This window comes from Bradyrhizobium sp. Kon58, assembly GCF_055807455.1.
Genome location: NZ_JBVVOT010000018.1, coordinates 63,049 through 76,212 on the forward strand (window position 1 = coordinate 63,049; position 13,164 = coordinate 76,212).

General features: G+C 63.2%; 16 protein-coding genes. 7 read left to right on the forward strand and 9 right to left on the reverse strand.

Translation table 11 applies throughout. The features are described from left to right. The first annotated feature begins 101 nt into the window (after positions 1–101). Positions 102–983, forward strand: coding sequence for an HpcH/HpaI aldolase/citrate lyase family protein (locus AC0L20_RS25895; protein WP_473293589.1), 882 nt, complete (start codon positions 102–104; stop codon positions 981–983). A gap of 55 nt (positions 984–1,038) precedes the next feature. Here the strand turns inward: AC0L20_RS25895 and AC0L20_RS25900 are convergent, their stop codons facing one another. Further along, a complete protein-coding gene (locus tag AC0L20_RS25900; protein ID WP_473293590.1) occupies positions 1,039–2,010 on the reverse strand; it encodes a helix-turn-helix transcriptional regulator in 972 nt (323 codons plus the stop codon). Between the two features lie 269 nt (positions 2,011–2,279). Beyond that, positions 2,280–2,675 carry a hypothetical protein gene (locus AC0L20_RS25905; RefSeq protein ID WP_456769892.1) on the reverse strand — a complete coding sequence of 132 codons (396 nt, stop codon included), beginning with the start codon at positions 2,673–2,675 and terminating at the stop codon, positions 2,280–2,282. On the opposite strand from AC0L20_RS25905, the gene AC0L20_RS25910 reads away from it, so the two are divergent. After that, positions 2,559–4,187, forward strand: a complete 1,629-nt coding sequence (locus AC0L20_RS25910; RefSeq protein ID WP_473293652.1) for a methyl-accepting chemotaxis protein — start codon at positions 2,559–2,561, stop codon at positions 4,185–4,187. The two genes, AC0L20_RS25905 and AC0L20_RS25910, sit on opposite strands and share 117 nt — an antisense overlap. 180 nt (positions 4,188–4,367) lie before the next feature. Here AC0L20_RS25910 and AC0L20_RS25915 read toward each other — a convergent pair whose 3' ends face one another. Beyond that, on the reverse strand, positions 4,368–5,123 hold the full coding sequence (locus AC0L20_RS25915) for an SDR family oxidoreductase (protein WP_473293591.1): 756 nt from the start codon (positions 5,121–5,123) through the stop codon (positions 4,368–4,370). Positions 5,124–5,314: 191 nt separating this feature from the next. On the opposite strand from AC0L20_RS25915, the gene AC0L20_RS25920 reads away from it, so the two are divergent. Together AC0L20_RS25920 and AC0L20_RS25925 are read left to right on the forward strand one after the other, a co-directional pair. Continuing rightward, positions 5,315–6,208, forward strand: coding sequence for an AraC family transcriptional regulator (locus tag AC0L20_RS25920; RefSeq protein WP_473293592.1), 894 nt, complete (start codon positions 5,315–5,317; stop codon positions 6,206–6,208). An 11-nt stretch (positions 6,209–6,219) separates the two neighbouring features. Further along, positions 6,220–6,993, forward strand: coding sequence for an N-acyl homoserine lactonase family protein (locus AC0L20_RS25925; RefSeq protein ID WP_473293593.1), 774 nt, complete (start codon positions 6,220–6,222; stop codon positions 6,991–6,993). Here AC0L20_RS25925 and AC0L20_RS25930 read toward each other — a convergent pair. From AC0L20_RS25930 to AC0L20_RS25945, 4 genes are all read right to left on the reverse strand, one after another. After that, a complete protein-coding gene (locus AC0L20_RS25930) occupies positions 6,990–7,409 on the reverse strand; it encodes a hypothetical protein (RefSeq protein WP_473293594.1) in 420 nt (139 codons plus the stop codon). The genes AC0L20_RS25925 and AC0L20_RS25930 overlap by 4 nt on opposite strands. A 259-nt stretch (positions 7,410–7,668) precedes the next feature. Then, entirely contained in the window at positions 7,669–8,454 is a 786-nt protein-coding gene (locus AC0L20_RS25935; RefSeq protein ID WP_473293595.1) for a glycosyltransferase family 32 protein, read from the reverse strand. 81 nt (positions 8,455–8,535) lie between these two features. Next, positions 8,536–9,141 carry a 3-isopropylmalate dehydratase small subunit gene (gene leuD, locus AC0L20_RS25940; RefSeq protein WP_456766813.1) on the reverse strand — a complete coding sequence of 202 codons (606 nt, stop codon included), beginning with the start codon at positions 9,139–9,141 and terminating at the stop codon, positions 8,536–8,538. 89 nt (positions 9,142–9,230) lie between these two features. Continuing rightward, the gene (locus AC0L20_RS25945) at positions 9,231–9,632 is read right to left on the reverse strand and encodes a metallopeptidase family protein (RefSeq protein ID WP_473293596.1); all 402 of its coding nucleotides are present in this window, start codon (positions 9,630–9,632) and stop codon (positions 9,231–9,233) included. Positions 9,633–9,787: 155 nt separating this feature from the next. Here AC0L20_RS25945 and AC0L20_RS25950 point away from each other — a divergent pair, with 155 nt between their 5' ends. The 3 genes from AC0L20_RS25950 (at position 9,788) to AC0L20_RS25960 (ending at position 11,069) form a co-directional block, all read left to right on the forward strand. Continuing rightward, positions 9,788–10,069 (forward strand): hypothetical protein, encoded by a 282-nt coding sequence (locus AC0L20_RS25950; protein WP_456769762.1) that lies wholly within the window; start codon positions 9,788–9,790, stop codon positions 10,067–10,069. 41 nt (positions 10,070–10,110) lie between these two features. Beyond that, positions 10,111–10,368 carry a hypothetical protein gene (locus AC0L20_RS25955; RefSeq protein WP_473293597.1) on the forward strand — a complete coding sequence of 86 codons (258 nt, stop codon included), beginning with the start codon at positions 10,111–10,113 and terminating at the stop codon, positions 10,366–10,368. A 155-nt stretch (positions 10,369–10,523) separates the two neighbouring features. Continuing rightward, the gene (locus tag AC0L20_RS25960) at positions 10,524–11,069 is read left to right on the forward strand and encodes a hypothetical protein (protein WP_473293598.1); all 546 of its coding nucleotides are present in this window, start codon (positions 10,524–10,526) and stop codon (positions 11,067–11,069) included. Positions 11,070–11,179: 110 nt separating this feature from the next. Here the strand turns inward: AC0L20_RS25960 and AC0L20_RS25965 are convergent, their stop codons facing one another. Together AC0L20_RS25965 and leuC are read right to left on the reverse strand one after the other, a co-directional pair. Next, positions 11,180–11,389 (reverse strand): hypothetical protein, encoded by a 210-nt coding sequence (locus AC0L20_RS25965; RefSeq protein ID WP_473293599.1) that lies wholly within the window; start codon positions 11,387–11,389, stop codon positions 11,180–11,182. A gap of 95 nt (positions 11,390–11,484) precedes the next feature. Next, on the reverse strand, positions 11,485–12,891 hold the full coding sequence (gene leuC / locus AC0L20_RS25970; protein ID WP_473293600.1) for a 3-isopropylmalate dehydratase large subunit: 1,407 nt from the start codon (positions 12,889–12,891) through the stop codon (positions 11,485–11,487). Positions 12,892–13,164: the final 273 nt, after the last annotated feature.

A 13,164-nucleotide genomic window follows, 5' to 3' on the forward strand; every position in this document is an offset into this window, starting at 1 on the left:
TAATCATATACCGCTGGGACGAACAAGCCTTTCGAATAGGCAGGCCAAATGCTATCGGCTTCGGTCGGAAGTGAGATGAGGAAACCGGAAGGAACGCTTGCATGACCCGCCCGCGCCGCAGCCATTTGTTCATGCCCGGCTCCAACCCCCGCGCGCTGGAAAAGGCGCGTAATCTCGCCGCCGACGGCCTGATCCTCGATCTGGAAGATTCCGTCGCGCCCGATGCCAAGGCAGTGGCGCGCGACGGCATCGCGGCTGCGATCGCGGCCAAGGGGTTCGGCAAGCGCGAGATTTTGATCCGCACCAACGGCCTCGACACGCTCTGGTGGGCCGACGATGTCGCGATGGCGGCGAAGGCCTCGCCGGACGGCATCCTGGTTCCAAAGGTTTCAAGCGTCGAGGACCTCGACACGATCGGCCGCCGTCTCGCCGAACTCGGCGCAGCGCCGACCGTAAAGGTCTGGGCCATGATCGAGACCGCACGCGCCGTGCTGCATGCCGAGGAACTCGCCGCCGCCGGGCGCGATCCAGCGCGGCGCCTGTCAGGCTTCGTGTTCGGCCCGAACGACATCTCGCGCGAGACGCGCATCAAGATGCTGCCGGGCCGCGCGGCGATGATCCCGATGATCACCCATTGCATCCTGGCAACGCGCGCCCATGGCCTCGAAATTCTCGACGGCCCCTACAGCGACATCGCCAACTCCGACGGTTTCGCCACCGAATGCGCGCAAGGCCGCGATCTCGGTTTTGACGGCAAGACGCTGATTCACCCCTCGCAGATCGAAGCCTGCAACGCGATCTTCACCCCGCCCGAAGAGGACGTCGCGCGCGCGAGAAAGATCATCGCCGCGTTCGAATTGCCGGAGAACGTCTCGCGCGGCGCGATCCGTCTCGACGGCGCGATGGTGGAGCGGCTGCACGCCGACATGGCACGGCGCACGATCGAGATCGCGGATGCGATTGCGGCGATGGCGAAGGGTTGAGGGCTCGCCGCTTGCGACAGCGCTTTGCTGCGAATTCAGGAACTGCGTCGTCGCGTCACTGCCTTCGTCTCGCATTCTTTAGGGTTTCGGATGGCAGCTCACCGACCGCTCGCCGATATTCCGATGCAAAGCGGCCGAGATTTTGAAAGCCGCATTTGAACGCGACGGCAACCACGCTGGTCTGCTCATCGGGATGGCGTAAGAGCTCCGTCGCCCGCTGCAGCCGGAAGCGCCGCGCGAACTGACCCGGTGATCCCCGCCCCGCTAGGGAGAATTCCCGATAAATCGTCCGCACGCTGACGTTGGCGATTGCGGCAATCTTCTCCAGATCGATTGGTTCGTCCCAATGAGCCTCGATGTAGGATTCGACGATGTCGATGACGGATCGGTTGGCGCCCGGTGCCGGGCCCTGAAACCGGTCAGTGAAATTGTGCCGGTGCGCCAGAAGGATTCGAACCATCAGCGCCCGTTCAAGTTCGCCGATGGCTATGGGGGAGTAATCCTGGCCGAACCTGTCCAACTCCTCCGCGAATCTAAAGACGTCCTGACGAACATGAGTCATAACCGACGGATCAGCTTCGCCCGGGGCGAAACGCAGCTCCGTGTCGCTATCATCGCCAAGGATTGTCTTGAGCAACCGCTCGAGTGCGCCGGCATCGATCCTCAGCACCAATTGGCGATAGCCCGGCGCAAACTCGAGATCCAGCCTGGCGTCTCCGGAGATGATCGGACTGAAGGCCTCAATCAGCTCGCTGCTCCCATTGGTCCTGAAGCTCGCAGCCCCCTGGATGGAGAAGAACTGGCGGAGAATCTGCGATTCTGGAAAGGAGAGCGACGCCGCACCGTCGTAGCCGCAGAACGCGAGGCCGATCGATTGCAAGCGAGCAAAATTGGCATGGATACCGAACTCGCCGCCGTGCTTGTCGAAGCGGTCGGCGCCATATTCGGCGAACAGGCGGTCGCGCGCGAACTCGCTGTCGCGCGACTGAAGCAAAGGATACCGGTCGAGATAAGAGACGCCGCCCAAATCAGAATTCCTCCCCGCAGAGACTAGCGTATCGCCTCCCCGGCGCTGCCAATGCGAGACTGAATGAAACGGCTGTCGGACGTGACTGGATCACTCGAGGAGGCATGAACGCGCTCATGTCGGCTGCGACCAATTGTCCGATCCCCATGCGCATACCTGATCCTCGGGACCACGGACTCGTGATCGATCGTTGCCGGCCGCATTGCCGACTATCGATAACGATCTTTAGGCCTTTCTTCGCAATTCAAAGCCGATGGCTGTTCGGCGAGTCAGCAAAGGTCGGGAAGTTTCTGTCCGGCTAATCGCGTTGGCGGAATCCGGCCATTGTGTCTTCGATCGGACAAATACTCTGATAATTCGATTCGTATAGCTCGTTCATGTGCTGGGTCGCAGAGCCGACGAACGGTCGGTCCTCGTGAGATTCCGAGCGAGATCATGAATTCTGCGATCGCTTGCAAGCCCACGCGCTGCAAACGGGCCATCAATTTCGGAGCGATGAAATGTTCGGTCGTAAATCCCGTGTCGATGCACAAGCTCAGATTGAGGCAATCGGCCGGTCGCAAGCCATGATCGAATTCAATCTTGATGGGACGATCATCACGGCTAACAAGAATTTTCTCGACGCCCTCGGCTATCGGCTCGATGAAATCCAGGGCAAACATCATTCCATGTTCGTTCCCGCCGACCAGCGCGATAGCGCCGAGTACAAGGCGTTCTGGGCCGCATTGAACCATGGCGAGTATCAGGCGCGCGAGGTCAAGCGCATCGCGAAGGGCGGCCGCGAGGTCTGGATCGAAGCGTCCTACAATCCGGTGCTCGACGGCAACGGCAAGACGGTGAGGGTCGCCAAGATTGCGACCGACATCACCGGGAAGAAGATCCGCAGCATGGCGGACGCTTCCAAGATCGCCGGCATCAGCCGTGCGCAGGCCGTGATCGAGTTCACGCTCGATGGCACCATTGTCACCGCGAACGAGAATTTCTGCAACGCGCTTGGCTATTCGCTCGCAGAGATCCAGGGAAAGCATCACAGCCTGTTCGTGCCCCAGAGCGAGCGCGACGGCGCGGCCTATCGCGAGTTCTGGGCCAAGCTCAACCGCGGCGAATACCAGGCTGGCGAGTTCAAGCGCATCGGCAAGGGCGGCCGCGAGGTCTGGATCCTCGCCTACTACAATCCATTGCTCGACGAGAATGGCAAGCCGTTCGGCGTCGTCAAGTTCGCCACCGACGTCACTGCCGAGAAGCTGAAGACCGCGGATCTCGCCGGTCAGATCGCGGCGATCGAGAAGGCGCAGGCGGTGATCGAGTTTAACATGGACGGCTCGATCATCACCGCGAATGCCAACTTCCTGAGCGCGCTCGGGTACTCGTTGGCCGAGATCAAGGGCAAGCATCACGGCATGTTTGTCGAGCCGTCGGAGCGCGATAGCAATGGCTATCGCGAGTTCTGGGCGGCGCTCAACCGCGGCCAGTATCAGGCGGCCGAATACAAGCGCATCGGCAAGGGCGGCAAAGAGGTCTACATCCAGGCTTCCTACAACCCGATCATGGATCTCAACGGCAAGCCGTTCAAGGTCGTGAAATATGCGACCGATGTCACGAAGCAGGTGCTGCTCCGCATGGGCAACGAGCGGGTCCGCGGCATGATGGAATCGGTCGCCGCGGGTTCGGAGGAATTGAATGCCTCAGTGCGGGAGATCTCCGAGGCGATGACCAAGTCCCGCCAGACTGCCAGCAGTGCGGTCGATCAGGTCGCCGCCGCCGACGCCCAGGCCCAGCGCCTCACTGAAGCGGCGCTGGCGATGAGCGGGATCGTCGAGCTCATCAACAACATCACCGGGCAGATCAACCTCCTGGCACTTAACGCCGCCATCGAATCCGCCCGCGCCGGTGAAGCCGGTCGCGGCTTCGCCGTGGTCGCCTCGGAGGTCAAGAGCCTCGCTAACCAGGCCAAGCAGGCGACCGACAAGATCGGTGCCGAGATCGGCAGCCTCAACGGCATCTCCGGCGACGTCGTCACCGCCTTGGCTTCGATCAAAACGGCTATCAACAACGTCAGCGAATATGTGACGTCGACGGCCGCGGCAATCGAAGAGCAAAGCACGGTGACGAATGAGATGTCGACCAGCATGCAGCGCGCGGCAGCGGAAGCCGCCGCGATGGCCGCTGGTGCATGATCTTCGCGCAGACCGCGTTGACGGTCTGCTACGGGATTTGCAAGGCCGGTATGGTCGGCACGATCGAGCGAGTCCAATGTCGACGCATTGGCGCAGTAGCCGTGGGGGAATCAAAAGGCGATGCTGCGGGCGGCAGCGGCGCCGGGGACGCGCCCGCTTCTTAGCCCAATCGCGCCTCGCTCAGATCGTCTGGCCGCCGGACACCTCGATCCGCTGCGCCGTGACCCAACGATTGTCGGGACCGAGCAGGCTCGCAACCATCGGTCCGATATCGTCGGGCAAACCGACGCGGCCCAGTGCGGTCATCTGCGCAAATTGGCTGTTCAAATCCGGCATGTCCCGAACCGCGCCGCCGAGAAAATCGGTTTCGATCGCACCCGGCGCGACGACGTTGGCCGTGATGCCGCGTCCGCCAAATTCCTTGGCCATGTAGACGGTCAGAACCTCGATGGCGCCCTTCGCAGCCGCGTAGGCGGAAAATCCCGGAAACGACACGCGCGTCAGCCCGCTGGAGAAGTTGATGATCCGGCCCTTGTTGGCGAGCAAGGGTAGCAAGGCCTGCGTCAGGAAGAATGGTCCTTTGACGTGCGTGGCGAACAGGGCATCGAATTGTTGCTCCGTCGTCTCTGCGATCGCGGCCATCTCGCCCTGACCGGCATTGTTGACGAGGTGATCGAATCTCTCGGCGCGCCAATGCTCCGCCAACGCGGATCTAACTTTTGTGAAGAACGCGGGAAAGCTCGACACGGCGGTGACATCAAGCTCCAGCGCGATGGCCTTGCGCCCCAGCGATTCAATCTCGGCGACGACTTCGCGTGCTGCGGCGACCCCGTTGCGATAGGTCACGATCACGTCGCCGCCGTGACGTGCGATGGCGATGGCGGTGTTGCGGCCAAGGCCGCGGCTGGCGCCGGTGACGAGAGAAATGGTGGGCATCGGAAATTCCTCGAAGCGTTGCGGTGATGTCCGTTTGCCCGCGATCGATCGCCCGGTGTTGCCGGATCCTCGGAGTGTCTTGCCCAACACTCCGGGATGCGGCCACGGCGGACTTGCCCAAAACTCCTGATTTTCTGCCTGAACGGCCGGCGCCGATTGCCTGTGCGCCGGGCTCGGCCTAAAATTGGCGCGTGACCGAAACGCTTCTCCAGATCGCCAGTCGTTATTCCGCGGCTCACGCCGACGACAGGGGCGTCGCCTCCACGCCCTTCGCCGGAGTCTCGATCATCCGCGAGACCGCGCCGAGTGCGCTCCTGTACGCGATCTCCAGGCCTCTGGTCGCACTCGTCTTGCAAGGCGCCAAACGTGTGGCGACCGGCCGGACGTCCTTCGACTTCGGCGCAGGCGCTTCCTTGTTGATTGCGAGTGATGTGCCGACGGTCAGCCAGATCACGCGCGCGACGGCGGCCATGCCCTATCTTTCGCTCGTCGTCGAGCTCGACCCCACAATCATCGAGGGACTGGTGGTCGAGATGGGTTCGCTCCCGTTCATTCCGTCCCGCCCGCTGCGAGTCGAGCCGACGGAGCAGGAGCTCGCGGACGTAGCGCTCCGGCTGTTGCGCCTGATCGACCGTCCCTCGGCCTTGCCGATCTTGCGCGGCCAGTTGATGCGAGAGCTGCATTATTGGCTGCTGGCCGGCCGCCACGGCGGGGCCATCAGGGCGCTCGGAATTGCCGATAGCCATGCACAGCGGATCGGCCGCGCGGTTGCGCTCATTCGTGCCGGCTATGCCAAGCCGTTGCGCGTCGATCGGTTGGCCAAGACCGCGGCGATGAGCCCGTCGGCATTTCACGCGCACTTCCGGAGCGTCACTTCGCTGACCCCGCTACAGTTTCAGAAACAGCTTCGCCTGATCGAAGCCCGCCGCGCGATGCTGGCCGACGGTGTGCAGATCGCGACCGCGGCTCATCAGGTTGGCTACGAAAGCATCACGCAGTTCACGCGAGAATATTCCCGGTTGTTCGGCATGCCACCTGGGCGCGACATGCGCGAGGCGAAGCGGCGGATGGAATCGGCGGCTTGATGACTTCCCCAATGGCGACGGTTGACAGACTCTACATCCTCGACGGCGGCATTGCGCAGGTCTCGGACGGTTCGATCTATTCTCCGGGCATCAATGTCGGGATACCCATGACGTTGAGCTGCAATGCCTACCTCGTCAGTCATCGTGGCGAATGGCTGATCTGGGATACGGGAATCGAGGATGCGCTATCGAAGCATCCGGAAGGACGCATCATTGCCCATGGCATACGCGGCATCGTGCGTCGTCCCATCGCGGACCAACTGGACGAAATCGGGGTGCGGCCCCGCGACATCGGCACGATCCTGCTTTCCCACGCGCATTTCGATCATATCGGAAATGTCGATCTGTTCGAGAATGCAAGATGGATCGGCCAGCGGGCTGAATTCGAGGCCATGTTCGGACCGGAGCCTGAAGAATTCGGCTATTCGCTGCAGCACTACAAATCGTTGAAGGAGCGGCCGTACGAGATCGTCGATGGTGACCACGACGTATTTGGCGACGGCGCTGTGCGCATGATTTTCACGCCGGGCCATACCCTCGGGCATTGCTCGCTCATGGTGAGGCTACCGCGGCGCGGCGCCGTGCTGCTGAGCGGCGACGTCGCGCACAATCGCGAGAACCTCCGGCACATGCGCGTGCCGTCCTTCAACGCCGATCCGCAGGCAACGGTCGCGTCCATGGCCAAGGTAGTCGAGCTGCTTCGCTCCGAGAATGCCGAAATCTGGATCAATCACGATACGGCACAGAGCGATGAGCTGCCTCACGCGCCAGACTGGATCGTTTAAGCGCGCGTCACTTCGGCACGATCGAGCGACTCCAGCGTCGACGCATTGGCGCAGAAGCCGTGGTAGTTCTCCGCGGCGGTGCCGTCGGCCAGCTCGCGATCGCACTGGCCCTTGTGGCTGCAAAGCGCACACACCCGCTCCATGTCGCGCAGCAGCAGCGGATGCGCGCGGCCAAGCCCTTCGGCGCTGATGCCGAGCTGCTCCAGCATCTTCGGCAGCTCGTCGGCAGAATGCTTGCCGTGGCGGACCAGCTCTTCGAGATCGTCAGGCGCAATCCGGAGGTCTTGCGCGATGCGATCGAAATCGGCGCGGTCGAGCTGCCGGATCTCGTTCAGCTCGCGGCGGTGCTTCAGCCAGCTTGCAAAGGACTCGATGAGGTCCTGGACAATGGGATAAGGCCTGGTTGCGGTGCTCATGCGAAGCTCCATTCGAACGGCGGAATTGGAGCGAGATTAGGCACAATGGTGCAGGTGCGCGTTGCGCTGGATCAAATAGCGATGAGGGAGCCCGGGGCTCCGCTGCACCTCTCCCGCTTGCGGGAGAGGTCGGCGCGCCGGGGCGATGCGAAGCATCGTCCCGCGCGCCGGGTGAGGGTTCTCTCCTCTAGGGGATTGTCCCGTTGTGGAGACACCCTCTCCCGCAAGCGGGAGAGGGAGCGCAGCTCCTGCGCGGCAGTCAGCCGAACCGCTCCGCCGCCCACGCATACAGGCTGCCCGGGATCGGCTTCTCGCCGCCGCGGCCCTTGGGCGAGATGTGCAGGCCGATGATGTCGGGGTTGGTGACGAGGTCGAGATAGCTCGAGGGATCGAAGAACAGTTTCGGTTCGGCATGCACGGCGTAGAACGATTGCTTCGGCAATGCGTTTTGCAGCTCGCCGGTGCGGCGCGCGAGCGCGGTGAGTGCCGCCGGCCCGAAGATCGCAACGCGGATGTCGGAGAGGCGGTTCGAGCCGCCGCGCAGGCGGCGCATCGCAAAGGTGACGCGATGGCGCAGCGACAGCCAGTTCGGCGTCAGCTCCTCCTGCTCCATTAGCTCTTCGAAGGCGGCAACGATGCCGTGCCCGGGCGGAAGGTAGATCACGGAATTGCCGAGCTGGCGTGGCCGCTCCCACGCAAAGTAGGGCTTTGCCGGATCGATCTCGACCGGCCTGAGCAGCAGCACGTCGGCGTCGAGCCAGAGGCCGAGGCCTTTCGCCATCAGCTTCATGCGGAAGAAGTCGCTGAACTGAAGTGTGGTCCAGTCGCGCCAGCTGCCGTCCGGCTGCGGCGGTCGTAGTCGTTCGGAGAACACATGCGGCAGGATCGCCTCGGCATCTGCGTTGCCGACGCCGGCGGGCAGGCCGGGAATGGTGTCAAAACTGTAGACCGTGACCTTGTGGCCGGCAGCCAGCTGCGAGCGCAAACAGGTCTGGCGCAGGGCGTCCATCGGGCCGTGCCAGAAGGTGACGATGTCAGGCAGCATGGGCGCAAGCTATAGAGGACAACGCTGGCAAAGAAAAAGCCCCGGCGCTGTCAGCACCGGGGCTCAAACAAAAACTTGCGATCAGGCCCAGGCGCGTTCGTGCTTGAGCTTCTCCTCATAGGTGTCGATCGAGGCCTTCTTCTCCATCGTCAGGCCGATGTCGTCGAGGCCGTTGATCAGGCAGTGCTTGCGGAAGGGGTCGATCTCGAACTTGACCTTGCCGCCGTCGGGACCGCGGATCTCCTGGTTCGGCAGGTCGATCGTCAGCGTCGCGTTGGCGCCGCGCTCGGCGTCGTCGAACAGCTTGTCGAGGTCTTCCTGGGCCACGCGGATCGGCAGAATGCCGTTCTTGAAGCAGTTGTTGTAGAAGATGTCGCCGAACGAGGTCGAGATCACGCAGCGGATGCCGAAGTCGAGCAGTGCCCAGGGCGCGTGCTCGCGGCTCGAGCCGCAGCCGAAATTGTCGCCGGCGACCAGCACCTTCGCATTGCGATAGGCGGGCTGGTTGAGGACGAAATCAGGATTCTCGCTGCCGTCGTCCTTGTAGCGCTGCTCGGAGAAGAGCCCCTTGCCAAGGCCGGTGCGCTTGATGGTCTTGAGGTACTGCTTCGGAATGATCATGTCGGTGTCGACATTGATGATCTTCAGCGGCGCCGCGACGCCTTCCAGCGTGGTGAACTTGTCCATGGTTGCGCTTTCCCGGGGTGGTCTAGGGAACCGGTATTTATCGCGATCGGCGCGGAAATCCTAGGCCGAATTCGACAGATCTCGTCTGCCTAGCCGGGCTCTTGAGCCTCGATCGCGGCCATATCGTCGTCCGACAGGCCGAAATGATGGCCGATCTCGTGGATCAGGACGTGGCGGACGATATGGCCGAGGCTTTCGTCGTGCTCGGCCCAATAATCCAGGATCGGCCGGCGGTAGAGCCAGACCATGTTGGGCAGCCGCGCCACGTCGCCAAAACTCTGCTGCGGCAGGCCGACGCCCTGGAACAGGCCGAGCAGGTCGAACTCGCTCTCGCATGCCATCTCGTCCAGGACTTCCTGCGTGGGGAAGTCGTCGACGCGGATGATCACGCCCTCGCACAGCCTACGAAACTCCGCCGGCAGGCGTTCGAACACGTCATGCGCCATCGCCTCCATCTCGGCCAGCGAGGGCGCTTTCAATTCCGTCCACATGGGCTTGTCATAGCGTGGGTTTCGCGGCGATGCATCCGGCTTTATAAGCGCGGCGAGGTTGACGGACGCCGTCAAAACGGGGAGCCTAGGGCCTCGAAGTGGACGTTCAAATGGGCGGAAAAATGCGAGCGAAAACAGCGCTGACGCTACTGTGCATGGGGTTGTTTTCGCAGTTTTGCGTTGGTGCGGAGGCCCAGACCGCGGCTCCCGGGATCAGGCTGGCGCAGGCGGCCTCACGAGACGATCTCCCGCCGCCGCGCAAGCGGGCCCCGGCGCGCCTGCGCGTCACGCCCTATTACAGTCCGGATGGCGTCTATCCCCGTTACAATCCCGGTCCCGATGCGGTCCGCGAGTGCAACGCGACCTATGTGCAGGAATATCGCCCCAGCGGCACGGTGATCGTGCCGCATATGAGCTGCTACTGGCGCCGGGGCTGATACGAGCGCGATGCCGTCGCGCGCCTGAGGCGGAGGTCGTCATGACGAGATGGTTCGCATTGGCGGTTGCCGTCGGGCTTGCCGCAGGCCTGTCTCACGCGTCCGCTGCGCACAGGGTGACGAAGCTGCCTGATGCGTCGGCCGGGCGCGCGGTGTTCGACGGGCGCCGACATGTGCGGTCCGATGTCGTGCGATACGCCCCGCGTCCTGATCCGCATTACTATGCGCGGCCGGTCTACTACCGTCCTTATCCCTACGGTGTGCCGGCACCGTTCGTGCTCGGCTTCGGGCCGTGGTGACGACGTCGCGGCGCGGCGCAGTGCACGTCGTTCATTCATGAGGCATTCACGTCGCTGTCCCTAATTTAATCTTGGGAGCGACTGCCAATGAACAGGGATGACGCGAGCCGGGAGCGAGCGTCGCAACTCCGCTGTCCAGATTCAGGGAGAAGTCGATGCTGAGGATATTGGGTCTCAGGGCAAGCCCGATGCGCTTGCTCGGAATTGCGACCGCCGCGACGCTGATGCTGTCGGCCGGAACGACGCGTCCTGCTGAAGCGATGACTCCGATCAATCCGACGGCGTTGCCTGCGGCGAAGGCCGCAAGTGACGATGTGATCCCGGTTCGCCACGGCGGCGGTGGACATGGTGGTGGCGGTCATGGCGGCGGTGGTTTCCACGGTGGAGGCGGCTTCCACGGTGGCGGAGGACATATCGGTGGCTTCCGCGGCGGTGGTTTCCACGCTGGTGGCTTCCGCGCCGCGCCCGCCTTTCATGGCGGCGGCTATCGCTACGGCGGAATTCATCATTACGGCGGCTATCACCGCTATGGCGGCTATCGCCCTGCCTATTACGGCCATCGCCATTTCCACCGACGCTACTATGGCGGCTACTATCCCTATTACAGCCATCCGCGCCGCTGCCGGGTTATCTGGACCTATTACGGCCCGCGCCGCGTCTGCCGCTGGCATCGCTGGCACCATCCGTACCGCTATTGGTGATGTGAGTTGTGTCGTCATGCCCGGGCTTGTCCCGGGCATCCACGATCTCACTTTGGCTGCCTAAGAACGTGGATGGCCGGGACAAGCCCGGCCATGACGGAGAACGTGGCTTAAAGCCAATCTTTCAACTTCCACGACGCCGACGTCCATCGCGTGAGGTTCTCGAGCTTCCATTGCTTGAACATCGCCGGCGGCCAGCGGCTGAGCTTCGAGGTCTCCTCGACCTCGGGCTTGGCGACCCTGCGCAGCGGTGCCGCGCGTCGCCGGTGCTGGGGCGTCGCCGCGCTGATCAGATCGACATATTCAGGCTTGCCGGCCATGAGCTCGTGTCCTCGCGAAACCCCCGCGAGGACGCAGTGTCGGCGCTGCCGATTAACGGCGGTTTGCCGCGATCGCTCAAATTGCAGGGAGCGGCTTACCGCCACTCCCTGATGTCGACGAAGTGACCCGCGATCGCCGCGGCTGCGGCCATCGCCGGCGACACCAGATGGGTGCGGCCCTTAAAACCCTGGCGGCCCTCGAAATTGCGGTTCGAGGTCGAGGCGCAGCGCTCTTCCGGCGCCAGCTTGTCGGGGTTCATCGCGAGGCACATCGAGCAACCGGGCTCGCGCCATTCGAAGCCGGCCTTGATGAAGATCTTGTCCAGACCTTCAGCCTCGGCCTGCTCCTTCACGAGACCGGAGCCCGGCACGACCATGGCGTTGACGCCGCCTGCGACCTGCTTGCCTTCCGCGATCTTGGCGGCGGCGCGCAGATCCTCGATACGGCCGTTGGTGCAGGAGCCGATGAAGATGCGGTCGAGCTTGATGTCGGTGATCTTCGTCCCCGCGGTCAGGCCCATATATTTCAGCGCGCGGTGCTTCGACAGGCGCTTGGCCTCGTCCGCGATCGTGTCGGGATCCGGCACGCTGCCGGTGACCGAGATCACGTCCTCAGGCGAAGTGCCCCAGGTCACGATCGGCGGCAGCTTCGCTGCATCGAGCCGCAGCTCGTGGTCGAAATGCGCGCCCTCGTCCGAGCGCAACTTGTCCCAGTAGCGCATCGCCGCGTCCCAATCGGCGCCCTTCGGCGCCTTCGGACGACCGCGCAGGAAGTCGAACGCCTTCTGGTCGGGCGCGACCAGGCCGGCGCGCGCGCCACCTTCGATCGACATGTTGCAGACCGTCATGCGGCCTTCCATGCTGAGCGCGCGGATCGCGTCGCCGGCGTATTCGAGCACGTAGCCGGTGCCGCCCGCGGTGCCGATCTCGCCGATGATGGCCAGGATGATGTCCTTGCCCGTCACGCCGTCCGGCAATTTGCCGTCGACGGTGACGCGCATGTTCTTCGCCTTCTTCTGGATCAGCGTCTGCGTCGCCAGCACATGCTCGACTTCCGACGTGCCGATACCGTGCGCGAGCGCGCCGAACGCACCGTGCGTCGAGGTGTGGCTGTCACCGCAGACGATGGTGGTGCCGGGCAGCGTGAAGCCCTGCTCGGGACCGATGACGTGGACGACGCCCTGACGTTTGTCGAACTCGTCATAATATTCGATGCCGAATTCCTTGGCGTTGTCGGCCAGTGCCTTGATCTGCTCGATGCTTTCAGGGTCGGGGTTCGGCTTGGTGCGGTCCGTGGTCGGCACGTTGTGATCGACGACGGCCAGCGTCTTCTCCGGCGCGTGGACCTTGCGCCCGGTGGCGCGCAGGCCTTCGAACGCCTGCGGTGAAGTGACCTCGTGCACGAGATGGCGATCGATATAGAGCAGGCAGGTGCCGTCCTCGGCTTCGTGCACCAGATGGTCGTTCCAGATCTTGTCGTACAATGTGGTCGGCTTGGACATGAGCGTCAGCTCCAGGAATGTTGTGTAGAGCGGGTTGCGCGGCTGGCGCGCGGGCAACGAAATCGTCAGCGCAGCTTTTAGGCTGCGCGCGTAAGCTCTGACGTTGCCGAGGTCGCGAAGCGTCCGAAGAACCGGCCGGGCAGCCGCGAGCGATCGTCGATGACGACGCGCTTGACGGGCGAGAGGCTGGTCAAATCTGGAAACATTCCAAGAATATATAGCAGGCCGAACCGGAATCGCGAGGGCTTTGACGCGCACGGCTGACGCAACAAA